This window comes from Pseudoalteromonas sp. SMS1, from assembly GCF_021530565.1.
Taxonomy (GTDB): Bacteria; Pseudomonadota; Gammaproteobacteria; order Enterobacterales; family Alteromonadaceae; genus Pseudoalteromonas.
Map to the genome: position 1 here is coordinate 43,284 of NZ_JAKGBI010000019.1, position 25,596 is coordinate 68,879.

The window sequence follows — 25,596 nt, forward strand, 5'->3', positions numbered from 1 at the left end:
AACTCCAACAAGCACCGAGTCCATACAATAAACACAATTGCATACTCGGCGCTCTAAAATAACTAAGGGATAAAAACGTGGTTAGATTTACTGAAAGCTGTATCTCACACCTAAGTTATACCTAGGTCCATACTGCCTAGCGAATAAGAACTGGCGTTCATATCGACCAAAACCTTGCTCGGTTTCATCGTTGAGATTTATACCCTCAAAGAAAACCGTCCACCGCTCGTCAATGTCGTAGTTCACGCTGGCATCTAACTGAGCGTATGATTTAGCAAACTGAGGTGGATTGTCAGCAGAGCCTTGATCTTGACCTACGCCTATTAAGTATTCATCACGCCAAGCATAAGTGAGTTTGATAGATAGTCCGTCTTTCTCATAAAACACTTGTGCGTTAGCTGAATCACTCAAACCTGTAAGCGGTGTTTGCTGTTCTAGACTGTTGACATCAAACTCCACGTCTCCATCTACAAACGTCGCATTTAGCCCAATGCCAAAGCCACTCTCACCAAATACATGCTGAAATGCCACTTCGAAACCGTCCACTTTTTTGGTATCAGGCGCATTAAATGGCTTAGTTATTTTCCACGCTAATAATGGATCGTCTCCCGCGGGTTCAATATAACCTTGTGCATTCAACGTCGCGCCATTTGCCTGCATTTGCAGAAAAATGGCGTCGCTTGTTGCTTGCTCACCACGGGCTTCAATATCAGCTATCGCTTGGTTCCATCTTGGCCCTTGATAAATATCATGAAAGCCATCAATGGTTGTTTCGTTGATCTGACTACCGATGAAATTTTTAACTGACTTTTTGAAGTACCCGATCGCTGCATAGCTACTTTCATCGTAATAGTATTCAAGGCTTAAATCGAAGTTGGTTGACTCAAAAGGATTTAAATTGGTATTGCCTTCACTGCCATTACGAGAGCCTATTTTTGGACTGCCTGAGAGCACTCTACCACCAGACAAATCACCGAGCGGTGCACGTGTGATTGTTTTGCCCCAAGACACACGACCAACAAGCGCATCGGTGATATCGACTTTAACGTCAATCATTGGCAACAACACATCGTGGTGCCCTTCAGAAGTGAATTGGCTATTGTCTTCTGGGAGGTATTGTGTGTGCCACTCGCTGCCACCTAACCACCAAACCGATACTGGAATTGGCTGCTTATCGACGCTAGTTACATCAGTTTCTTCGTATCGAACACCAAGGCTCAAGAACACAGGTAAAGACGCAACCTCAAATTCCCAAGCACTTTGAATATACAAGCTCACCGTTTCCTCTTGTACAGAACTTTGAGAGAATGTGCCCAAATCGTGATACGCCGTTGTGGCAAAGTAGTCATCCCCGCCTAACACATCGTTGGTTAAAAATGCCTCTGACCGCGCGACCACTTCATCAAAGCTAAAGGTGTAGTAGTAATCAGGGTTTAAGTTTGCCCCTCCGCTGGCAAATGAATCCAGAAATCCATTCGTATTGTTTCTGACAAACATACTGTCTGGGAACATTTGCGGCCAAGCAGGGTTAAACAAAAAACCGCCAATTAAGCCGCTCCAGGCGTTGGAGCCCCCCATCGTTTGATCCGTAATGGCAGCACCGAATTTAATATCAATCAGCGGGATATCAAACCGGTCGTTTTCCCAAGTTGCATCTATTTGAAGCTGCTGAACCTCTGATTTACCGGGAGAATGAACAAACTGACTAAAGTGTGAGTCAATTTCACTTTCAAGCAATGTAGTTGAACCATTTAGCCAATGTATTTGCGCATGTGGAATATCGCCTGTGCGATAATCATAGGTTTTAGTTTTCAGTTGGTCTGAGCCCAATACTAAAGCGCCTTCGCTGCCAATGCCTTTATCTATACCATTATCTGTCTCACTCGAAGAGTCGTGATAGTCAACAGAAACATGCCATGAATCACTGATTTGCCAATCGATATTTATCCCAGCGGACTTTTCAATCACTTCGGTTGTTGAACGCGATGCCGTAAAAGACCCATCATTGCCACTGATATCGGCAAAAACTGCTGTACCATTTTCATCTAACTCGTATGCATTGATATTGCCGCCATATTCATTCCACATTCCCCAACCTATGCCATTCTTTCCAGTGACCGCTTTGGTATGGGTGTAGTCTACAGATAACACTAAGTCATCACTCGGCGCATACTGAAAAACGATGTGACCATTGGTTCTGTCCCTTTCCAGATCTTCGATGCCATAGTTCATATCACGAGGGAAAAAATGATCGCCCACGCGTTTGCCTTCGCTATCAAGCGGCCTTGGATCTATGACCTTGCTTTGGTCGATGTTGCTGGGCAAGTCCACATTGGCTTGCCAGCCTTGAATATGTGCTTGCTGCTTTTGAAAGTCACGTTCATGATGTGTAAGAGACAATGACACGCCAAACGTGTCGTCAATAAAAGTATTTGAATAAAGCGCTGACAACTCTGGGGTGATTTCGTCGTTTTCAACATTTGAAGAGTCATGGATAGCCTTCGCGGAAAACGTATAGCGCTCCCCAGGGCTGGCGAGTGGCTTTCTGGTCACAATATTCACGGTGGCACCAAGCCCTCCACTTGGATTCTCTGCTCGTGCCGTTTTGAATACTTCTAATGCCATAACCCCATCAGCCGACAAATTTTCAAGGTTGTATGACCTCGAATTACCGGTTCCTGGCATTTGCCGACCATTTAACGTAATTAAATTAAAATCAGGTCCAAAACCCCTAACCGTAATTTGAGAGCCTTCTCCATTGCTTCTACTAACTGCAACACCAGTGATACGCTGTAAAGATTCAGCCAAATTGGTATCGGGAAACTTCCCCATTTCCTCAGCTGAAATGGCATCCACCACCCCAGACGAGTTCCTTTTTAGATTCATTGCACGGGTCAAGCTCCCCTTGATCCCCCGGATCTCTATCACTTCTATTTCTGTATTGTGTTCTTGTGCTGTTAAACTGGTTTCTGATTGCTCCTCAGTATAAGCTTTACTAGACAGAGCTAATGCGACACACAAAGCAACGCGCGAAGATACAAATTGAACTTGTTTCATAACTAACCTACTAAATTCTATGTGCTGGGGGAAGTTATCCCCCTTGTATTTGCCGCGTTACGGCACGGTGATTTCTGCGTTATCAACTCTATACACAGCACCCTCGCCCGTACCCCATGCGGGAAAAACCATCACGACATTGATTTTGGATACATCCAAACCTGCATCTGCCAGAGACTGTAAAGAGTAGGTGTATGTTTGCCACTGCCCAGCAACGGGGACGAGTGCTTCGATACTTGCACTCAAATCAAGTTCAACAGCCGTTTCAGCATCGAGCGACTCTATTTTGAATTTCCAGACACTACTCGCATCACTCGGTGCATTGATGACTTTCAAGTCAAATCGGACAACACCAGCCGTGACTAAAGCGCTGGCATCAAAGTGTGCGCCTTCATTGGCAAGAAACCCCATTACCGTCGGCTCGGCACCGATTGCGAATTCTGCCGTGATCCCATGCTCAGTATCGTCTTGTTGCTCAGAAGGCGTGGAGCCCCCACAACAATCCCAGATAGGCCAACTGCTATTTTGTCCATCTTTGAATAGAGTCAAAGATTGCGGCTGAGGTACAGAATTTTGGTTGTAAATAAGTACGTTATCTAGTCTGAATACGGCGCCTTCACCGGTGTCCCAAGCTGGAAATACCATCACCACATCAATCGCCGTCACATCTAACCCAGCTTCGGCAAGACTTTGTAAAGAGTACGTATAAGTTTGCCATTGACCAACTTGGGGGGCTTTGCCTTCTTGGCTTGCCGTTAAATCTAGCTCTACAGCCGTAGTTGCGTCCATGGATTCAATCTTAAATTTCCAAACAGAATCAGCGTTAATCGGTGCACTAACCACTTTCATCTCAAATTGAATCACACCAGATTGTAAAAATGCAGCGCTGTCGAGATAAACACCATCATCAGCAAATAAACCAACCACTGTCGGCTGCGCCCCTATAGTATATTCAACTACCATACCGTGTTGCGCATCATCGTTTACAATCGTTGGCGTCGTGCCACCACAACAATCCCATAGCGACCACTGTGCGAGCACGTCATCTCGAAATAACACATGTCCTTCGAATGCAGGTGCGTCTGTTGGTTGATAAAATTTTAAATTATCAACGCGATAAAGTGCCCCCTCGCCCGTCCCCCAAGCTGGGAAAATCATCACAACATCAATTGCACTTACATCTAAACCTGCACTCGCTAAGTCAGCGAGTTTAAACGTATAGGTTTGCCATTCGCCCGTCACTGGCGCTAACCCCTCAATACTGTTCGTGAGGTCCAACTCTGCCGCAGTTGCCGCATTGTTACTTTCTAACTTTAATTTCCAAACAGATTCGGAGTTATCAGGCGCGTTTACGACTTTCATTTCAAATTGAAACATCCCATCGGAAAACATAGACGAAGCGTCAAATGGCATTGGAGAAACACCTTCTTCGACGATATTGTCGGCACGCGAGATAAAGCCTAATACTGTAGGTTCGTTACCTACAGAAAACTCAGCGACATTACCGTGCTCAACGTCGTCTTCCACTATTTGTGGCGTTGTGCCGCCGCAGCAGTCCCATAAGGGCCATGCGGGATTCACGACGTCTTCAAAGATAACAAACGATTGAGGTACCGACACAGTATCATCGGCAATGCGCATGTTAGTCACCTGATATACTGCACCATCACCACTGCCCCAAGTCGGAAAAATCATTACAGCGTCAATCGCACTCAGATTCAACCCACCATTTGCAAGCGCTTGTAATGGAAACGTATACGTTTGCCACTGGCCAAGCGCAGGCGTTTGTCCTTCAACGCTGGTGGTTAATGCCACTTCAACGGCCGAAGAAGCATCTACGCTCTCAACTTTTAGAAGCCACGGAGTATCCTTGGCACTGGGTAAGCTCACCACCTTCATTTCAAAACTAAGTGTGCCACTACTGAGCAGCGGGCTTGCATCAAAGGGGGTCGCTGTGCCCGCTTCATCTGTAATAAATGCCTCGCGAGAAATAAACCCATTCACAGTTGGGCTTTCTCCGACCACAAACTCGTAAACCGTTCCTTTTTCGTCATCATCGACTAAGGCAGGCGTTGAACCACCGCAGCAGTCCCAAGCTGGCCAATTAGGATTTGGCGTGCCGTTAAAAATATCTAAGTTTTGGGCAATGCCAGAGGAAGGAGGAATGGGTGTAGGTGCTTTGCCCTCCACCAATGCGTCTTCTAAGCTATCGAATCCGCCGCGCACCGTATCACACCCTTTACCTGTCTCTGGGTTGATTCGGCATTGATACACACGTACATAATCGATTTCAAAATGTTGACCACTGGCGAAAGCTGACGCATCAACACCCAATTCATTCACGCTTTCAGGCCAATTGCCACCTACCGCAAGGTTGAGTAACATATGGAATTCTTGGTCATATGGCGCATTGTCCCAATGGGTTTCTAACTCCCCAGAATCCTGTCCAAAATATTCGGTAAACCACCCACGATAAATCAGCCCAACGGCGTCGCCATCGCCATTATAAAGCGCTTGCGAACGGCGTTGTGTTTGGTAAAGGTGACCATCTACATACCAACGAATTTCCCCTTCTTGCCACTCAATCGCATAAGTGTGAAAGTCATCAGCGGGATTCATATCATTGGGCAAAAGATATTCTTTACCACTTGATTCGTTGTCAGGCCAATCTTTGCCATAATGCAGTGTGCCATATACATGGCGCTCTAGAGTCCCATCCTCTCGTTTCGCTTTTAAGTTAACCGACTCAACAACATCGATTTCACCAGCATTTGGCCACCCGCCATATACTTCATCAGTCGGTAAAAGCCAAAATGCTGGCCAACTTCCCTGGCCAGATGGCAATTTTGCGCGTACTTCAAAACGTCCATACTTGAAATCTGCTTTATTTTTTGAACTGAGTCTCGCTGATGTATAGGGCTTTTGCTCTCCTTCTGCGGCGGGTAGAGCCACAATATGGAGAATGCCACCGTCGACATAAGAATTCTCATTGCTGGCTGTATAACACTGTTGTTCATTGTTGCCGCCGCCGTCACAATTGACTTCATGCAGCCATTTATTGGCATCAATGGTGTCTGTGTCGAACTCATCACTCCATACGAGTTGCCAATCAGATACGGGAACTTCTGGTGATATTTGGCTGGTATCCGTGTTTGTTTCTGCGCCCCCGCCACACCCTTGCAGTGTCGCACTCAGCAGGCAAACGCCAAACACTTGATTTACTGTTGGTTTCATTTCATCACTTCCACATTTGCTCACAGTGCATATGTGACGTTCACCTTAAAAGCGAATATCACACTGTGAGCCTTGGCACATTTATCGTTGTCATTTGGCCAAATGCATTTGTATTAAATGCAAATTAAAAATGTAAATTTGGCAGTTAAAATATTGATGGAAAGATAATATTGTGACAATTAAAATGCGCTATCGCGGTGCAATTTTGCGTCAATGCTGGTGCAGCTGCACCGTGCACGACAAGACGAAACAATTACACGATGAAATGTGAGACATATGGGTTACAAAAATGTATCTCCCACTCGAGATTTCAACAATGACTTCACAGTGTCACTATAATTTCGGCTCACTTTAAGCCTGATATCTCCACCTAAATCCAACATCGATTCATTGTTCTTTAGTGTGGTAAAACTTTTAACAAAATTCACATTTACTAAGGTTGATTTGTGGATCCGAGCAAAAGTGCCACTATCAAGTTCTTCGCTGAGGCGCTTGAGCGTGATCCGCACAACGTAATTTTCCTTTTCTGTGTGAATACACATGTAGTCACCAGCAGCATCAACCCACATAATGTCGTCTACACGCAGGAAAACCTGCTCGTTATCATGATTTTTGATCAGTAACTCATGCCTCGGTTTTGTCGGAAATGGCGCACTTTCTTTATCAAGCCATGCTTGAAGCTGCGCAATGCTCAGTCCTGATGATTCACCTAGTGCTTTTAGCAGCTTCGCTTTTTCTTCACTTTTATGCGTATCTTTTGATTCAGTGAGGGCGCCCCGTATTCTATCCACTGTTTTTTTCAGCCGACCTAGATTGACAGGCTTCATTAAATAATCCAATGCATTGAGCTCGAACGCTTCTATCGCATAATCACTATACGCGCTGACAAACACAACCAGCGGCATGGTGTCCGATTGCAAGCCTTGAACCACTTCAAGACCACTGAGTCCAGGCAATCTTAAATCAATAAACAGCACGTCAGGTTGATGCTCATGGCATAAACGAATTGCATCATCGCCGTCAAATCCCTCCCCTACAATCTCAATGTCAGATATGTTCTCGAGTCGCAGCTTCAACCCCTCTATTGCCAAAGGCTCATCATCAACCAATACCGCAGTAATCATATTTTTTCCAATGCTTATTTTTCTATCACAAAGGGAATAACCATCGTGACGCGTGTTTTTGTTTTACCATTCTCAACTCGAAGCTGGCATGGCATGTTAAAGAAAGTATCTAGGCGCTCTTTGGTATTGCTTAAGCCAATTCCAAATCCTTTTTCGTAGGGCTTGTCTGATTCTCCCCCTTCATTTTCTACCAAAATCTCTAGCTGCGCTCCGTGCTTAGTCACGCTAATATCTATGACATTTTGTTTTTTCCTTGCCTCAACACCATATTTAATCGCATTTTCAACGATGGGCTGTAGTATGAGCGGTGGCAGCTTTGCCTGCTTTGAATAGGGGTCTACGTCATAATTTACAGTGAGCCGCTCGCAAAAGCGCACCTTTTCTATACTCAAATATAAATCTAACAACTCAAGCTCTTTGCCTAGATGACTGGCGTCTGACGTGTCATGTTCAAGTGAAGCTCGAAAGAAATCACAGAGTTTGTCTAACATCTCTTGTGCCATGTCATTTTCCTTTTTCATAATTAAAGTAGAGATGGCATTCATCGTATTAAACATAAAGTGAGGATTTAACTGGTATCTCAGCATTTGTAGCTGTGCGTCTTTGGCCGCAGTTTGAGCTCTGAGCAACATTTCATGCTCTTTTTGCAAACGGGCGTTGTATAACATAATAAAAAAGATAGCTGTCCATACAAACATGGTAGAAACTGAGAACAAAAACCAGCCACCAAACTCCAGCATATTAAGCTCTTGGTACCAAACTTGATGATAAACAATGGTCTTATATGATGCTAATTTGATGATATTGAATACCAAACCTAGAATAGCTGCACTGGCAAAGCTCGCAATCAATGTATGCTTAAGCGGCCAATGTACAATTCGTCTAATAATCGACCACTGTAAAAATGACAAAATAAAGCCACAGACCACTTCAACAGATAAATTCAGTAGCTGCCCGCTTAAGTTAAAGTCGTTGTCGTCAAACTGCGGATGAATGATGGAAAAGTACACCACCATTGTATATCCGAGCCAACCTAAGATCTGTAATGACCAAAATTGATGGCTCTGTTTTGAAAAAGCCTGGAGTGAAATTGTCAGTTCTGACGGAGTTGGTGTATTCATTATTGTTATTCGGTATAAACTCATCCAATTGCAGTATAAGCGCACACCATTGAGGAACCCAAATCAGCAACAGCCGCCATTGAGCACGCTCATTTTTGAACATTGAAATACAATAACCCCTTAAATTAGAGGGGCATTACTAAAATTAAAATGTCACAAAAGCAGAGCTAACCAAAGCGCATCTTTTGATGCGCTCAAATAAAAACGCCCTTGGACAAACTGACCAAGGGCGTCAAAAATAGCTTTATCAAAACTAAATTTAGAGCAAATTAAGCTGACTGATTGCGCTGCGCTTCTTTTTGCGCTTGCTTTTGCTCTTTACGTTGACGAAGCGCTTCTTGTGCTTCATGGCCGATGTGGCCCTCTCCGCGCTCTTTAGCTAACTCCATTTGCTTTTGACGTTCAGCAAAACGCGCTTTTTGTTCTTCCGTTACATTGTCATAGCAATGGTGGCACGATACGCCTTCCATATACTGCTCTAATTTCATTTCATCTGCAGTGATTGGCATACGACAAGCATGACACTGCTCATAGGAACCTTTGTTCAAGTCATGATCGACAGCAACGCGGTTATCGAATACAAAGCATTCGCCTTCCCACATTGTCTCTTCTTTTGGCACATCTTCTAGATACTTAAGGATGCCGCCTTCAAGGTGATATACCTCTTCAAACCCTTGCTCTTTCATGTAAGCAGTTGATTTTTCGCAGCGGATCCCTCCAGTACAGAACATTGCTACTTTTTTGTTCTTCTTAGGATCTAGGTTTTTTTCAGCCCATTCAGGGAATTCACGGAAAGTTTTAGTTTTTGGGTCAACCGCATTTTTAAACGTGCCGATTTCAATTTCATAATCGTTACGTGTATCAACGAGTACCACTTCTGGATCAGAGATGAGTGCATTCCAGTCTTCCGGCTTAACATAAGTACCAACCACCTTCTTAGGGTCAATACCATGCACACCCATGGTCACAATCTCTTTTTTCAACTTCACCTTAGTACGGTAGAACGGACATGTTTCGTCAAAAGACTCTTTATACACAATGTTGTCCAGACCTGGTTGCTTGTCCAACCATGCAAGTAACGCATCGATACCTTCACGTTTTGCCGCTACAGTACCGTTTATACCTTCTTCAGCAAGTAGCAAAGTTCCACGTACTTCGTTCTCTTCCATTACTTGCAACAAAGGTTGACGGATCTGTTCAAAGTTAGGCAACGAAACGAACTTATACATTGCACAAACAACATAAGGTTTAGTCATAATAATTCTCTTTTATAAGCTTTAAAACAACCTACACTTAAACACGACGCGTAGGCACAAACCGAATCGTAAATCCGGCGCTGAGGCGTGTATTTTACGGATTTATAAAACAAATGCAAAAAGCAAGGAATTAAGTGCTGCGTTTTTATTCCAAGTGATTAAAACGAAAGCAAAAAGAATTTTAAACTAAGATTTATATAGTGCCTTTATCTGGCTCTTTGCTATAATGGCGCGTTTTTTAGAATAATGACTGGAGAAAGTAACTTTGAGATTTTCCGAACTCGGCCTTGACCTTCGCTTTGAAAAGCAACTACAACATCAGGGAATTAATGAGCCTACTGAAATTCAAGCACATGCCATTCCTACAGCTTTAGCAGGCCACGATGTTTTTGCGCAGTCAAAAACCGGTTCAGGAAAGACCTTGGCGTTTTTGTTACCCGCGGTACAGCGTGTCATGAAACAAAAAGCGCTGAGTAAACGCGATCCTCGTGTACTCATTGTTGCTCCGACGCGCGAATTAGCGAATCAGGTTTTTGCCCAGTGCCGCTTATTAATTGCCGGTACTTCTATGACAGCGACCAAAGTGCTTGGCGGCGAAAACTTTAACGACCAAGTAAAAGCACTGCGTAAGAATCCGCATTTTGTGATTGGAACGCCAGGTCGTATTACAGACCACCTCGAACAACAGTCATTACACCTTGCTGGCCTTGAGCTGTTAATTTTTGATGAAGCAGACCGTATGCTTGATTTAGGGTTTGATAAACAACTCAATGCCATTAATAGTCAAGCCGACCATCGCCTTCGTCAAACCATGGTATTTTCAGCGACATTAGAACATGCACAAGTTGAGCTTACCGCAAAAGCGCTATTAAAGTCGCCGAAAAAGATCCTACTAAGCGGCAGTAATGAAAAGCACGAAGATATTCAACAGGCGTTGTATTTTGCAGATCACTTAGACCACAAAGAAGCGTTACTTAAACACTTTGTGCAGCAAGATGACGTTGGACAATGCATTATCTTTACCGCAACGCGCCAAGACACTACGCGTTTGAGTGATTTACTGAACGAAATGGGCATTAAAGCCATTGGGCTAGCGGGCGATTTAGCACAAAACAAACGCCTTGATATTATGGATGCGTTTAGCCGTGGTATATATAAAGTATTGGTCACAACAGATGTGGCATCACGTGGCCTTGATCTTTTAAACGTCACGCACGTCATCAACTTTGACTTGCCAAAACAAGCGGAAGAATACGTTCATCGTATTGGACGTACAGGCCGCGCAGGCTTTAAAGGTACTGCGGCTTCATTAGTGGGTCCAAAAGATTGGAAGAGCTACCAAGCAATTGCACAATATCTCAAAGAAAAGCTGACTTTCCACACCATTGAAGGTCTAGAAGGTAAATTCAAAGGCTTTAAAGAAAAGCCTAAAAAACCAGCGTATAAAGGTAAAAAGCCTGCTGCTGGTAAAAAGCCTGAGCAAAAACGTAAGTTTACTAAAAAGCCTAAGGCACCTAAAAAGCCGATTGCAGCCCCATTTGACGTGGATGGCAACGCACCACTTCGTAGAAAACCAAAGCCAGCCGAGGAATAAACCATGCTAGGTACTAAGCAATTTTTAATGATTGAAGAGATCAGCGCTGAAGGCGCATATCTAGATGGTAAAGAGCTTGGCGATGTGTTTTTACCTTTGGATGAAAAACCTGAATATTTAGAAGAAGGTGACAACGTTGAAGTGTTCATCTATTCAGACAATCAAGGGCACCCTTGCGCAACCACAAAAGCACCGATCGCACAGGTGGGCGAGTTCGCGCTGTTACGTGTCAAACAAATTAATAAAGTAGGCGCGTTCATGGACCTTGGTATTGCCAAAGACGTCCTTGCGCCTTACAACGAGCAAAAGCCTAAAATGCGCGAAGGCTATAGCTATTTGGTTAAGCTTTACTTAGATAACGCGAGTAAGCGCCTGTGTGCTTCGAGCAACATCAATAAATTTGTTAATAAAACGCCCGCGAATTATAGCAAGTTCGAAGAGGTTGACCTGATCATTGCCTCAAAAACCGACCTGGGCTATAAAGTCGTCATTAATGAAACCCATTTTGGTATGGTGTTTTTTAACACGGTATTTAAGCGTATGTATATTGGCCAGCGTATGAAAGGCTATATAAAGCAAGTACGTGATGGCGACAAAATTGATGTGTTACTTGAAAAGCCAGGCATTGAGAAGATTTCAGGCTTAGGAGAGCAAATTCTAGCCAAGCTAGAAGAGAACAATGGCTTTTTACCACTCGGTGATAAGTCTGATCCTCAGCAAATTAAACAAGCGTTTTCAACCAGTAAAGCAAACTTCAAAAAAGCCATTGGCGGGCTCTTCAAGCAAGGGAAAATTGACATAGAAGCCACCTCAATTTCGCTTCGTAAGTAATGATCCTTGGGTGGTTTGAGCACTTTGCACAAATCACCTAATGAACCAAATCAAGCCCAGATAAACATATACCTAGTTTAGAGTTTAAAGTCGTCAATATAATGCGCTGCAATGCCGTCTACAAACTGGATGGGCAACGCCCCCACTAAATTTGTTAATACGACAATCGACACATTATTTTCTGGGTAATGGATCATTGTAACCGCATTACCGCCACTTGCACTCACCGCTGGATGATGCTCGCGATCTAGTACTTGCCAGCCAATCGCATAGCCATTTTCTAACTTACTAAAGCCACTTATTTTACCATTGTTTAGTTTGACTGGTTCCCAAAGCAGTTTGGTATTTTTTACAAGTTTGTTAGCCTGTAATGCGATTAGGTATTGTGCAAGCTCCGCCGCGGTCGAGTTCATACCCGCAGCCGTCCTCATCATATAGGAAAATCGCCCATAGATATTAACGAAGCGCTTTTCTTTATGATCATACACATACTGACGAGCTTGATTTTTGATCACCGGTGTCATGTATTCGAAACCCGATTCTGCTGTCAAATGCATATTGACTGGCTTTAATTGATGATCGGTTATAAATTCCACAAAACTGCCATCTACATATTTATCAATTATTTTACCAACGATGACGTAGCCTGTTTGGTTGTAGTCAAAGCGCGTGTTTGTATCAGATATCATTGGCAAGGTTTGTACCTTCTCCCAAGCCGCTTTCGGATCCCCCCTGACAATCAAATCAATATAGTAACCGCTTAATATTTTAGGTAAGCCCGATGTATGGGCCATCAAATGCTTAATCTGAATTTTATGCCAAGCCTTGGGTAACTCAGGAAGGTGCTTAGCAACTTCATCATCAAGGCTAATCACCCCCTTTTCCACCAGCTGTACGAGCGCTACACCAGTAAAGGCTTTGGTCATAGAGTTAATGGAGAAAACTGTTTGATTGGTTACTGCAATATTATCTTGTAAGTTTGCAACCCCGTAGCTGGTTGCCTTTACAACTTGATTGTTTTTTACAACAGCCAGCTGCAAACCGGGAATATGGCGCGCAGTCATCGTTTTTTCTATAAACGCATCCACGTCACCTGCAAGAGCAAACGTGGATGAGAATAGGCATACTGCGCTGAGCCCAAAGTGTTTCACTTTTGGAAGTAGTGTAAAGCGGTTATTCATCATTTATTCTTATTTTTTGGCATTTACAGTTATGAGAGATATCTCAGTATTGATACGTTTAAAAAGATATAGATATTTAAAAAAGAAAGAAAGTCAGAAAGGTAAATTAAAAAAATAAAATAGAAGCCCGAATGCTGACAAGCCGACACTGAGCTCCCAGTTATATTGCAGCGTTAATAACGCTATTAAATTTCTTTTATCTGGTCAAGGGTATTAACTATCACATGGGTTTGATAGTAATATTTTCCCGTTTTTTGACCGCCGGAGTATAAATTGACTTTTATTCTTTGGACTTCGCCCGTTACTTCAATTTTTTTACTTAAAAAATAGACTTTGGGACTTAACCCTTTATCACGAATAAACGCTTTGACAAATTCAGGAGATAACGCAATCGAGATTGATTGACTATCTCGATAATCGTCTTCAGTATTTAAATAGACTTTCCCGTTTAACTTACCCGACGCTTTGACCTCGAACTGGTACGTGCCATAAACACTACTTGACGCACTCCCTGCTACCGCAGCTATCAAGTCAACATTCTGTTGAAGGTTGAACGTCGAACTGCACGCCCCTAACAGTAATGTTGAAACCAGCACTAAATACTTCATTTATATAATCCTATGTGTGTTAGTCCCTATATTCTACACTTCTTAAGATTATTTATCGCTGTTTAAGACAAATGTTTTCGTCTGCAACCATTATTGATTGCTTTCCAATTGCTCAATTCTTTGCCACACAGATTCAGCTTCGGCGGTTAGCATGGCGTAGCCGCGAATATCTCCATTTCTTTGTGCATGCATTGCTTTTTCCAACAATACTGCATGCTCTTTTTTTAACTTTTTAGTTGGATCAGATTTAAAAATACCAAACATGTTTTCACCCTCGATAACGTGACCAAAGACATAAACGTAGTTGCGTGGAAAATGGTTTAAAGGTTTGCAAAAATATTTGTCAAAATTGACGCTCAAACCAAATAATCCATTAACCAAATAGGCAGATAAGCACTAAAGCTCTTCAAATTGGTTTAGTGCATTTAAGTTAATTTGTGTTTGAAAATAAAATTTATCCGTTTCTTTCCCGTATTCATAGACCGTGTACTTTACTCTCTTCGCTTTTCCTTTGACTATTATTCTTTTGCCAAGAAAGTAAATTTCAGGTGGTATCCCTGTTTTCTTTTTAAATTTATGAATAAATTTCTCGGTCAAAAAAATGGTGACATTTTTCTCGCTTTTGTAATCCATCATGGTGTTTAAAAACACGCCGCCACGATGGCGTAAACTGCCGGCGATTTTTAGTTCGAATGTGCCATGCACGCCCCCCACCTTGCTCTCTTTTACTACATTACCTATGTTTGCAGTTTGTTGAATTGAGTAGTAATTGTGCGAACTACACGCACCAAGAAGGAAAAGACAAATAATTACGATATGTTTCAAAGGGGCCCCTATTTATACCTATTGCTAAACTATTTTGTGAAATTAGAGTTAGTTCACTCGCTTTGAATCATGCAAGCGTGTTCTTATACCCTTTGTGTTTCAGACCAAACAGCAAATTCATTACCACTCGGCTCTTTAAAGTGAAAGCGACACCCACCTGGAAATTCAAAAATAGGCTTTACTATCTCACCGCCATGTTCTGTAACATTGCACAATGTCACATTGATATCATTGCTATAAAAAACCAGTAGTGCACCACCCGTACTTGCGTCGCTACACATATCTGCTTGATAAAAACCACCATCTAGCCCTTTATTTGAGAATGCTGTGTAATCAGGGCCATAGTCGACAAACTCCCAATTGAAAACGGAAGCGAAAAATGATTTCGTGGCGTGTAAATCTTTTGCCGCAAACTCTACATAATTTAATTTTCCATGCTGATGCATAATGAGCCTTTTATTTTTATTGTGTAATATCTAATAACGTGAATAGTAACGCGCACGTACTGCTTAAAACAAGCCTGTTTGACACAATCTAAGCACACTAAATATGGCGAAAATTTTGGATAAGCATGCGCTGAAATCGCTACTAAGTAATACGATTGTGCAGCGTCACTGAGTAAAATGGCATCAGGAACCTTTACAACCTCGTTTTCAAACTCAATAAACAATTGACCTATTGTCAATAGCCATCATTAAGCAACCATATACAGGGCGTTAAATCACGTCTTCATTGTGTACTAATATTAATCCGCCTATGGTGAATTAAAGTGCTGCGTCATAGTCGAGAAATTTGTCTAGTTTTAATGTGTTTATTAACCCCCCTAACAAGCCCCATTGCTCGAGTGTCAACTTAAGCCAAACGCATAAGTGATGGCGTGTCTCGGTGTGCCATTTAAATTCGCCTTACCAAGACTATTTTTGCAAGATGGTACTATGACCTCTATCGAAGGGAGATATTTTCACGCTAGCCTGCCAGCGGCACAGATACTTGCAGAAAATAACGAGAAAGTGGTGAAATCAATTGTATTTATAATCCCTCTCATATTTAGACACTCGAACATACACCAACCCTACCGCCCCTCGATAAGTTGATACATCGACAGAAGCTAACTGAAGGGTGACACCTTAGATTAGTCCAATTTAAATCCGCCAACTGCTTGCCTGAGCCTATTTGCACTTGCCATTGTTTGGTCTGCAACCGTCTCATTTTCGACCGCCGTATCAAAGTTTTCACGAGTCCCCTCAGACATACGCGTCAAATTGCTGCTGATATCGTCTGTTACTTTGCTTTGTTCTTCCGTTGCAGTTGCAGTTTGCATAGCCATATCCGATACGCGTTGAGAGGCTGTCGCAATCTGGCTCAAGGATTCGAGCGTTTGTGCGGAACACTCAACGGTTGATTGTGTGGATTCATTGCCTTTTTCTATAGAGCTGACAGCTTGCCCTACCCCTTGCTGTAGGTTTTCAATCATCTCCTGAATATTTTCTGTCGACTGCTGAGTTTTACTGGCAAGCGTTCTTACTTCATCTGCCACAACCGCAAACCCTCGACCTTGCTCACCTGCCCTTGCAGCTTCAATCGCAGCATTCAGCGCGAGTAAATTAGTTTGCTCAGCAATACCACGTATCACGTCTAAGACCGACGTAATATTAGTCGAATCTTCAGATACCTTAGAAATAGTGTGAGACGCGTTTGCAATAATATCCGACAGTTGATTTATCTCAGTAACTGTTCTATTGGTCACTTTGGCGCCTTCATCTGTGAGTTGGTTAACATCCGCAAGATCCTGTGCAGTTGAACTGGCATTCTCTGCGACTTCTTTGATGGCATATGACATTTCATTCACAGCAGTTACGATCACTTCAATCGCTTGCAGCTGAGTGGAACAGGTATCATGAATACTCTTGGAACCTTTCTCTAGTGCCTCTACCCCGTTTGTTACAGACATAGACTCACTGACTATTGTCTTAATTAAGTCTGCTAACCCCGCAACAAAGTTATCAAACTCTCTAGCTACATCCCCTAACTCGTCCTCTCGTGAAGAGTTAATGCGCTTAGTTAGGTCACCATCCCCCTGGCTCATGTCTCTCAGTTGATGTGCCAAATCGTTCAGCGCATTGGCTATTTTCTTAGGCGCAATCAAGCCAATTGCGATAATGACACCAATAATGATCGCGCTAAAAATCAAAATCACCATCAGAGTACGATTTACTTCACTAATCGACTCGCTACTCACTTGCTCACTGATGCTATCTGCGGATTCTCCCGCAACATTAAAATAGTCGCGCAGCGCATTAAAACTTTGTGTTGCTTTGCCTTCACTTTGTGTAATCGCAGCACGCCTTTCTCCTTGCTGCATAAGATCAAATACCCTTTGTGAGTCTGCAAGCCAAATACGGTATTGCTCATCGAAACCTCTCAAAGGCGTTAATGCACTCGGGTAGTCGTCCATCAACAACCTGTACTTATTCATTCTATCCAAGGCTTGTTTTGCGTTTTCTTGGTAATCTGTATACAAACTTTGAAAACGACGGTCGAAATTAGTGGAATACAGTAAATGTTGCTCTGCGGCAAGTGCCTGATACAAATCTCTATCGGCATTGATTACAGCAGAAATTGCGGGGTTAAACTTATTACCGACTTCATTCAAGCTATGCTCTGTTTTGGAAATAAGGAATAAATTGACTGATACAATGAAAACAAAAAACACGGAAATCGCAATGAAGAGTAACGAATATTTTACCTGCAAACTTTTGAAGTTCATATACAACCACACATCGTTGTTAACGTTACATAACTATAGTAATAAACTTCGTGCTTTTGCATTGTTGTTTTACGCGCTGTAGCGTGTATGGCTATTGAACTTTGCCCACGCTTTTCGGCCATAGCGCACCGTTTACAAGACTAATCTTTTGTCTTTGCCATGTTGAAAGAAGCGTAACGTTCGATTCTTAATATATATCTTATGACAAACTGACGCGGCGACCTCCCCGTAAGATAGGCAGTAACCTTAAGTAAAATGACACACCATTCTTGCGCATTGAAGGCGATAATATCCATTCAGATATCAGGTTTTTGCGTACACGGCGCCACACTAAAAAATTAGCCCACGCATTTTGAGCGCCAGCTCACATTGTTTAGTATCTTCAAACTGAATCGCTTCGATGCCCATGGCCTTTGCACCAGCGACATTATGTGGCATATCATCAATAAAGATGGTTTCATTTGCCTTAAGACTAAATTGCGTCAGTAATGCGTCATATATGGCGGGATCAGGCTTAAGTACACCTAGATCAGCTGAGACGATCACCCCTTCAAATAAGGGCCAAAATTGATAAGTAGACTTTAAATAGTCCACAATTTCATGAACATTATCGGTTAATGCATACACTTTAAACCCAGCTTGTTTGACCCGTTCAATTAATGGCACAGCGTCATAGATAGGTATTAAAGATTGCTTAATGTAGTGAAATAAACGGTCACAGTCTTCACGCGTCAACGCTAACGTTTGTTGATACTTTAACTTAGTTTCTGCTTCCGTCATTAAACCTTTATTTAAGTCTAGCCATATCTCTGAGTGAAATATTTTTTCGGTCAATTCGACTTGGTTGGCTGATTCACCAAATGTCATACTGATGATGTCTGCTGGAGACCAACGAACCACGACGTTTCCTATATCAAATACCACATTTTTAATGATTGCTTCCATTTGTATGCCTTTTCAATAATAGACTTACCCAAGCGTTCTTTGATACTACTTTACACGAGGTATTCTTAATACAAGCAATAAGTATAAAGCGCTAATTTTTACAGTATTAAAATATGCGTGTAGCTAATCTAGGTTTGCCATTTGTAGCTGAGTTTTGAACGAAGTTTTGAACGAAGTTTTGAACAAAGTTTTGAACAAAGTTTTGAACAAAGTGTAGAGTATCGATAGTAGGCCAATCAAGGCCTACAACAACAAGGGTTAAGGACTGTTACTCGTGTAAACAACCTTAGCGGTCGTCCGAGTAACACTGCCAAGAAATAGGACACTTAACAGTAGGTAGACAACCTAAAGAGTCTAGGCCTTGACCACCGCCTACTTGTGGAGTTTGTTGCAAGTTAAGCGACTTATTTGCAGCGCTTAGGTTTTTCACTTTCTTTTTACTAAGTTTAAGTAACATCATAATTTCCTTTGGTTAGTTACGTTCAACAAGGTCACTTTAGCAGGTTTATATATTCACTCAAGATCTTTTTCATGGATTTTTTATTTAAATCAAACCAAGATTAAGAATTAATCAAATTGTATAATTTAAAAATCTAGCACTAAATAGACTATGAATGTTTTCATTTTGAGCAGATTTAACATTCCGATATCTTAAAACGACTAAAACAGCTAGATACACAAGCGGGTTCTTGCACAAAGATAAATGTTTTATCGTGCCTAAAAGAAGAGGATTGGTTTATTAAGGTGAGCCACTTAAATAACTCGAACTAGTTTAGATGCAGTTTTAGCGACTAAAAACATGTCGACAAACCGTTGAGAGGAGACTTGTTGAATATCTTCATTTTGCACTGCATGCTAACTCGCGAGTAACATGGTAATACATTGGTGGTATTAAAATCTAAGTGATACAGTGAGTATCATTGTGCCTTCGGGGCATGACAGTTGAAATCAATTTTGACGAAAAACAGGGCATCAAAGATGCCCTGTTTTCGACGCAGAAATTATAAAGATAAACCTTTTAGAAGATCATCATCTACATTGTTAGCAAGTGTGACTTTTAGCTTCGGTGTTCTTTCCATTTCGCGTTTAATTGCAAAATTGGCTTCTTCGTTACGAGCCCAGCTACGACGTGCAATACCATTGTTCACGTCGAATAAAAGCATAGACGTCAAGCGGCGCTCTGCATCACTGGAACCGTCGAGTAACATACCAAAACCACCATTGATAACTTCACCCCAGCCAACACCGCCGCCGTTGTGAATAGATACCCAAGTAGCGCCACGGAAACCATCGCCGATAACGTTGTGGATCGCCATATCAGCTGTAAAGCGGCTGCCATCATAGATGTTAGATGTTTCACGGAATGGTGAATCAGTGCCAGATACATCGTGGTGGTCACGACCAAGCACAACAGGACCAATTTCACCACGTTCAATGGCATCATTAAATGCTTTAGCAATCTTGATACGGCCTTCGGCATCCGCATAAAGAATGCGTGCTTGCGAACCAACAACCAGCTTGTTTTCTTTTGCGTCTTTGATCCAAGTAATGTTGTCTTGCATCTGCTGCTGAATTTCTTCTGGGGATTCAGCCATGATCTCTTCAAGCACTTTTGCAGCAATTGCGTCAGTCTTGTCTAAATCTTCAGGTTTACCTGATGTACACACCCAGCGGAATGGACCAAAACCATAGTCAAAACACATCGGGCCTAAAATATCCTGAACATAAGACGGATATTTAAAGTCGATACCGTTTGCGGCCATCACGTCACCACCAGCGCGTGAAGACTCAAGTAAAAACGCGTTACCGTAATCGAAGAAGTAAGTGCCTTTAGCAGTATGCTTGTTGACAGCGTCTGCGTGGCGCTTAAGTGTCGCTTGTACTTTTTCTTTGAATACTTCTGGCTCTTCACGAATTAAGCGGTTTGACTCTTCGTAACTGATCCCAACAGGGTAGTAGCCGCCTGACCACGGGTTATGAAGAGATGTTTGGTCAGAACCAAGGTGTACAAAAATATCTTCTGCAAGGAATGACTCCCATACATCAACGATGTTACCGATGAATGCAATAGACACCACCTCTTCGCCTGCTTGTGCTTTTTTAACACGTGCAACCAAGTCAGGCATATTGTCGACTAATTCATCCACCCAACCTTGCTCGTGACGTTTAATCGCCGCTTTGGGGTTTACCTCTGCACAGACAGTAATACAGTTAGCGATATTACCTGCTTTAGGTTGCGCGCCGCTCATGCCGCCAAGACCTGCGGTTAAGAAGATCTTGCCTTTTGGACTGTCGCCTTTCTCTAGTACCTTACGGAATGCATTCATTACCGTAATAGTTGTACCGTGTACGATGCCCTGAGGGCCAATGTACATGAATGAACCCGCTGTCATCTGGCCATACTGTGTTACGCCCAGTGCGTTGAACTTTTCCCAATCATCTGGCTGAGAGTAGTTCGGGATCATCATACCGTTCGTTACGACAACGCGTGGCGCATCTTTTGATGACGGGAATAATCCCATCGGGTGGCCAGAGTACATATGAAGCGTTTGGTCTTCTTCCATTTCACTTAAGTACTTCATCGCAAGTAGGTATTGTGCCCAGTTTTGGAATACTGCACCGTTACCACCGTAAGTGATAAGCTCTTCTGGGTGCTGCGCCACAGCCGGATCTAAGTTGTTGTCAATCATCAACATGATTGCCGCAGCTTGCTCGCATTTAGCTGGATAGTCTGAAATTGAACGCGCCTTAAGCTCATAATTAGGCTTAAAACGATACATATATATACGACCAAAATCTTTCAACTCTTGCGCAAATTCAGCTGCAAGTTCTTTATGCCACTCTTTTGGAAAGTAGCGCAGCGCGTTTCTAACTGCTAGCTGCTTTTCTTCTGGGCTTAAAATATCTTTGCGCTTTGGCGCACGGTTTGCACCTGCCGGATATGGCTTTGCTTCAGGCAATACGCTAGGGATACCCTGCTTTATTTGTTCTTGAAAATTCATGTCGGATTTCCTTAGTTCACTGTAACCGTAAATGCTTGAGACTTAACAAACTCAACCATAGCATCGATATCTGGCTTAAGTAGTCTGTCTTCTTCAAGTTTTGCGACCTTTGTACGGATCAAAGCGTGATTCTGTTCAATAATATCTGAACATGTATTTGGACGTCTAAAATCAACCGCTTGTGCAGCATACATCAGCTCAATCGCGAAGATTTTTTCTAGATTGCCCAAGATTTGGTTGAATTTACGTCCTGAAATACTGCCCATTGAAACATGGTCTTCTTGACCCATAGACGTCGGTACACTGTCAGCAGACGGTGGGAAACACAGAGATTTGTTTTCTGTTACCAAGGCCGCAGTCGTATACTGAGGGATCATCATACCTGAGTTTAGACCACCTGATGTGGTAAGCAGTCGAGGTAGTCCGTGTAAGCCTTCAAGTAGTAAATAACAACGACGATCAGAGATGTTACCAAGCTCAGCAGCAGCAATTGACGCGTAATCAAGTACCATTGCTAAAGGCTGGCCGTGGAAGCTACCACCAGAAATGGCTTCTTCTTCACTGATAACAATTGGGTTGTCTGTCACTGAGTTCATTTCTGTCTCAGCAAGCGCTTTCAAGTGATTAAATGCGTTGCGTGATGCGCCGTGCACCTGTGGGATACATCTAAGCGAATATGGGTCTTGAACGCGATCACACTCTTCGTGATCAGCCATATTCTGTGAATCTTTGAATAAACGGCGCATGCGTTTTGCAACTGCAATGTTACCTTCAAATGCACGGATAGCATGTAGCTCTTCACGGAATGGCTGCTCACTGCCCTGCATGCCTTCAATACTCATCGCACCAGCTACATCAGCAAGATCAAGTAGGTAACGCATTTTGGTCAATCCAGTAATGGCGTGAGACAAAATAAACTGGGTACCATTAATAAGCGCCAGGCCCTCTTTTGAGTCAAGGTCCATTGCTTCTAGATTATTGTCTGCCAGAACTTTCGCCGCAGGTTGAATGTCGTCACCGACCCAAAACTCCCCTTCACCCAGTAAAGGTAAAAATAGATGTGACAGCGGCGCTAGATCACCTGATGCGCCCACTGAACCTTGCTCTGGGACAACAGGAATAATGTCTAATTCAATGAATTTAAGCATACGCTCAACGACAGCTAATCGAATACCTGAAAAGCCCTGACTTAGTGCATGTACTTTCGTGATTAGCATCAACTTAGAAATAGGCTTCGCAATTGGGTTACCAACACCAACGGCATGTGTGATAAGTAGATTTTTTTGCAGTAACTTGGTTTCTTCAGGGGAAACTTGCGTATCACATAACGGACCAAATCCGGTATTAATACCATATACAGCTTTATCGGACGCGGCCATCTTGTCAACACGTTGGCGGCTCTTGTTTATTTTATCTAATGCTTCCTGACAAAGCTCTGCTTTAATACTGCCATCGGCTATGCCGTTTACAATATCAAGGTTTAGACGATCCACACCATATCTAAACGTCATCATATTCTCCTAAATACTTATGTTTCTTAAGCAACTACGTGCTCTAATGGCGCAATGTTAGCTTGTGCAAGATGTTTTATAAATGCATAATAATCGTAATTCATTCCGATAATATCAAACTTTAAAATTGAATTGTTTAGAACTAAACAAAGTTGCACAAATGCTGTGCTATTACGCTATTGAAAGACTGATAACTATGAAGGGAGAGAAAACAAGTGCAAGTTCATGACGTTGATTTGAGGCTACTTAGAATATTTGTTGCCATCGTCGAATGTGGCGGGCTGTCAGCTGCGGAGTCTAGGTTAAATATTGGTCGCTCTACAATTAGTTCTCACCTTTCAGATCTTGAAGTTAGACTTGGGATTAAACTTTGTAAACGTGGTCGGGGTGGCTTTGAGTTAACTGAACCAGGCAGAGTGACTTATCAAGCATCTTTAGAATTACTTCAACAATGTGAAGCTTTTGCAACGACCGTGGCAAGTTCAAAAAATGAATTATCTGGACGTGTCACCATTGCCACGATAGACACGATAGTAAGCGACCCGCGATGCGGAGTTGCTCGTGCCATTTCTGCTTTGAAAGCCAAAGGGGGCAATATCCAATTTGAGATTAACGTATGTGAAGCCAGAGAAGTCGAAACGTCTGTTATCAATGGACGATCTTTAGTTGGACTTGGTGTAAGTCGTCATCATTTAAGGGGGTTAGATTACTACCCACTTCACAATGAAACCAATTTTTTATATTGTGCCCACGGTCACCCCTTATTTGGTTGCAAGGATTCTGAGATTACTCGGTTATTAAAAAAAGCGGAAGTGATCACAAGTAACTACATGCGTGACAGAGAAACACGAAATGATGGGTTAAACTATCAAAATAGTGGTATTGCTTATCATGATGAGGGCATTGCACACCTAATCTTAACAGGGGAGTTTATTGGTTATCTACCAGAACACTATGCTGCATATTGGGTTGATAAGGGCTTATTCAAAGCAATTTTACCCGATAAGTTTTCTTACAAAATTCCAGTTGTTTTAATCACCGCAAAAAACAGCTCCACCTCTCCCCTTGCCGAGGCGATTATCGAAGAATTGAAAAGGAGTCACACAGACTGACATCAAAGTCATACATCGCACAATACATTAAGAACATCGCACGGCCCACTGGTAACGGCTGCCAAGATTGGGCTAAATTTAGTTTAACAGCCACCCTCACTCGGTAACAGATGCACAGTAGGAGCCATAGGGATACTGGTTTCTATGTGTCTGCTTCACTTATATTTGGCCAAACGCGCTATCCGTTGAATGAGCAACGTCAATGACTCATTGTCAGTAAGCTTTATGCCGTATCCCATGGACACTTCAGATAAGCACGCGATATTTTATCTGGCCACTTAAGCTGTTTGTTACCAGCGTTGATGTGTTCACACCAAGCGCTAACAACTTACTTAAGCTACTTTAAACTTTTTAGTCATCCCTTGGCTTTTGGGCGCCACTAGCCGATACCCGAGTTTCTCATAAAAAGCCGGTTCATCAGCAATCATGGAGACATATGAACCTTCAAATACCGCGGAAGTCAAATATGCATCAATGCATTCCATGACCTTTCGACCAAGTCCTGTACCTTGGAAATCTGGGTCGACGGCAACATCTACGATTTCAAAATTACAAGCGCCATCTCCGACCACCCTGCCCATCGCAATTAATACATCTTTGCCATTTCTAATAGAAACCCCATAGAGTGTGTTTTTTAGGCCTACTTGCGCAGCCTCCATAGATTTACCAGACAAACCGGCCTTCAAACGCATTTCACAATACTCTTTGGGTGTTGGCACTGTGTGTTCAATTTTATGTGTCATATCACTCTCCTTACTTCGTGCCTTTTATGATACACAAACACTGTATATATAAACAGTTAAAAGTCTATCGCGTTTTTCGATTGAGTGTAAAAGACTCTGAATTGTCACAAAATATCGCGAAACCGTTATGCGTTCAGAGATTTAAGGTGCGTTTTTGCAGTGCAAAATGATATGCGTCATGCCACTATAACCAGACGTCTACTGGCCTTACAAAACCTGAACTAGCGCTTGTGAAGACGCGGTGACACGTGATACGTTTTCATGGCACTTTTAATTTGACTCTCAGCAGTGGTATTGGGGAACAAAAAATAACTCGGCGCAACGATCTTTGATTTAGACTCGATACAAACTTCAAAAATGTTTTTTACTGGGTAACTTTCATCCGCGATTTCTCGAATGGACTTTAAGTACGATTGGCCAAGTTCTGAGTGAATATCTATAACCTTTGCCGAGCCTTTTAGTTTAAAGCCTCTTTGCTCAAACACATCAATCAAGGATACACACACATTGGCGTTAGCATAAATATTGCGCTCGCTGATTGGTGAGGCAATATTAGCAATCAGTAACGTATCGTCATTGGCTAAGGTAAACACTTCTTTAGGAGAGACATTAGGCATCAAATCTTCTCCCACAGTCGCTAACCAGCATAAGACGCTTTGGTTTATATACGCTTTTAATTCCATAA

Annotated in this window: 19 protein-coding genes and 1 pseudogene; 3 read left to right on the top strand and 17 right to left on the bottom strand. The window is 42.5% G+C overall.

The features are described from left to right. Positions 1-87: 87 nt before the first annotated feature. From L1286_RS18610 to trhO, 5 genes and pseudogenes are all read right to left on the bottom strand, one after another. A complete protein-coding gene (locus L1286_RS18610) occupies positions 88-3,057 on the bottom strand; it encodes a TonB-dependent receptor (RefSeq protein WP_235408530.1) in 2,970 nt (989 codons plus the stop codon). 576 nt (positions 3,058-3,633) lie between these two features. Further along, a pseudogene (locus L1286_RS18615) lies at positions 3,634-6,291 on the bottom strand (family 16 glycosylhydrolase); the annotation flags it as partial. Positions 6,292-6,572: 281 nt separating this feature from the next. After that, positions 6,573-7,415 (bottom strand): LytR/AlgR family response regulator transcription factor, encoded by an 843-nt coding sequence (locus L1286_RS18620; protein WP_235408531.1) that lies wholly within the window; start codon positions 7,413-7,415, stop codon positions 6,573-6,575. A 14-nt stretch (positions 7,416-7,429) separates the two neighbouring features. After that, entirely contained in the window at positions 7,430-8,536 is a 1,107-nt protein-coding gene (locus tag L1286_RS18625; RefSeq protein ID WP_235408532.1) for a sensor histidine kinase, read from the bottom strand. A gap of 269 nt (positions 8,537-8,805) precedes the next feature. After that, entirely contained in the window at positions 8,806-9,792 is a 987-nt protein-coding gene (gene trhO, locus L1286_RS18630) for an oxygen-dependent tRNA uridine(34) hydroxylase TrhO (protein ID WP_235408533.1), read from the bottom strand. 265 nt (positions 9,793-10,057) lie between these two features. On the opposite strand from trhO, the gene L1286_RS18635 reads away from it, so the two are divergent. Both L1286_RS18635 and L1286_RS18640 read left to right on the top strand, forming a co-directional pair. Continuing rightward, positions 10,058-11,386 (top strand): DEAD/DEAH box helicase, encoded by a 1,329-nt coding sequence (locus L1286_RS18635; RefSeq protein WP_063373801.1) that lies wholly within the window; start codon positions 10,058-10,060, stop codon positions 11,384-11,386. Between the two features lie 3 nt (positions 11,387-11,389). Further along, positions 11,390-12,217 (top strand): CvfB family protein, encoded by an 828-nt coding sequence (locus L1286_RS18640; RefSeq protein WP_235408534.1) that lies wholly within the window; start codon positions 11,390-11,392, stop codon positions 12,215-12,217. Positions 12,218-12,294: 77 nt separating this feature from the next. On the opposite strand, the gene L1286_RS18645 is transcribed toward L1286_RS18640, so the two are convergent. The 10 genes from L1286_RS18645 to hutH all read right to left on the bottom strand — a co-directional run bounded on the left by L1286_RS18645 (position 12,295) and on the right by hutH (position 23,056). Further along, positions 12,295-13,401, bottom strand: coding sequence for a serine hydrolase domain-containing protein (locus L1286_RS18645; RefSeq protein WP_235408535.1), 1,107 nt, complete (start codon positions 13,399-13,401; stop codon positions 12,295-12,297). A 182-nt stretch (positions 13,402-13,583) separates the two neighbouring features. Then, entirely contained in the window at positions 13,584-14,006 is a 423-nt protein-coding gene (locus tag L1286_RS18650) for a hypothetical protein (protein ID WP_235408536.1), read from the bottom strand. Positions 14,007-14,096: 90 nt separating this feature from the next. Beyond that, positions 14,097-14,270: a DUF6435 family protein gene (locus L1286_RS18655; RefSeq protein ID WP_235408537.1), complete on the bottom strand. Its 174-nt coding sequence runs from the start codon at positions 14,268-14,270 to the stop codon at positions 14,097-14,099. 132 nt (positions 14,271-14,402) lie between these two features. Continuing rightward, on the bottom strand, positions 14,403-14,831 hold the full coding sequence (locus tag L1286_RS18660) for a hypothetical protein (protein WP_235408538.1): 429 nt from the start codon (positions 14,829-14,831) through the stop codon (positions 14,403-14,405). An 83-nt stretch (positions 14,832-14,914) separates the two neighbouring features. Further along, positions 14,915-15,277 carry a VOC family protein gene (locus tag L1286_RS18665; protein ID WP_235408539.1) on the bottom strand — a complete coding sequence of 121 codons (363 nt, stop codon included), beginning with the start codon at positions 15,275-15,277 and terminating at the stop codon, positions 14,915-14,917. A gap of 686 nt (positions 15,278-15,963) precedes the next feature. Further along, complete coding sequence (locus L1286_RS18670; protein WP_235408540.1) at positions 15,964-17,598, bottom strand: methyl-accepting chemotaxis protein; 1,635 nt, start codon at positions 17,596-17,598, stop codon at positions 15,964-15,966. A 330-nt stretch (positions 17,599-17,928) separates the two neighbouring features. After that, positions 17,929-18,543 (bottom strand): HAD family hydrolase, encoded by a 615-nt coding sequence (locus L1286_RS18675; RefSeq protein WP_235408541.1) that lies wholly within the window; start codon positions 18,541-18,543, stop codon positions 17,929-17,931. A gap of 286 nt (positions 18,544-18,829) precedes the next feature. Further along, positions 18,830-19,003 carry a hypothetical protein gene (locus L1286_RS18680; RefSeq protein WP_235408542.1) on the bottom strand — a complete coding sequence of 58 codons (174 nt, stop codon included), beginning with the start codon at positions 19,001-19,003 and terminating at the stop codon, positions 18,830-18,832. 541 nt (positions 19,004-19,544) lie between these two features. Next, on the bottom strand, positions 19,545-21,545 hold the full coding sequence (locus L1286_RS18685) for a urocanate hydratase (protein WP_235408543.1): 2,001 nt from the start codon (positions 21,543-21,545) through the stop codon (positions 19,545-19,547). 11 nt (positions 21,546-21,556) lie between these two features. Further along, positions 21,557-23,056, bottom strand: a complete 1,500-nt coding sequence (gene hutH / locus L1286_RS18690) for a histidine ammonia-lyase (protein WP_235408603.1) — start codon at positions 23,054-23,056, stop codon at positions 21,557-21,559. Positions 23,057-23,271: 215 nt separating this feature from the next. On the opposite strand from hutH, the gene L1286_RS18695 reads away from it, so the two are divergent. After that, positions 23,272-24,168, top strand: a complete 897-nt coding sequence (locus L1286_RS18695; protein WP_235408544.1) for a LysR family transcriptional regulator — start codon at positions 23,272-23,274, stop codon at positions 24,166-24,168. A 332-nt stretch (positions 24,169-24,500) separates the two neighbouring features. Here L1286_RS18695 and L1286_RS18700 read toward each other — a convergent pair whose 3' ends face one another. Then, a complete protein-coding gene (locus L1286_RS18700; protein WP_235408545.1) occupies positions 24,501-24,911 on the bottom strand; it encodes a GNAT family N-acetyltransferase in 411 nt (136 codons plus the stop codon). A gap of 221 nt (positions 24,912-25,132) precedes the next feature. Further along, positions 25,133-25,594: a pyridoxamine 5'-phosphate oxidase family protein gene (locus tag L1286_RS18705; protein ID WP_235408546.1), complete on the bottom strand. Its 462-nt coding sequence runs from the start codon at positions 25,592-25,594 to the stop codon at positions 25,133-25,135. Between the last annotated feature and the right edge of the window lie 2 nt (positions 25,595-25,596).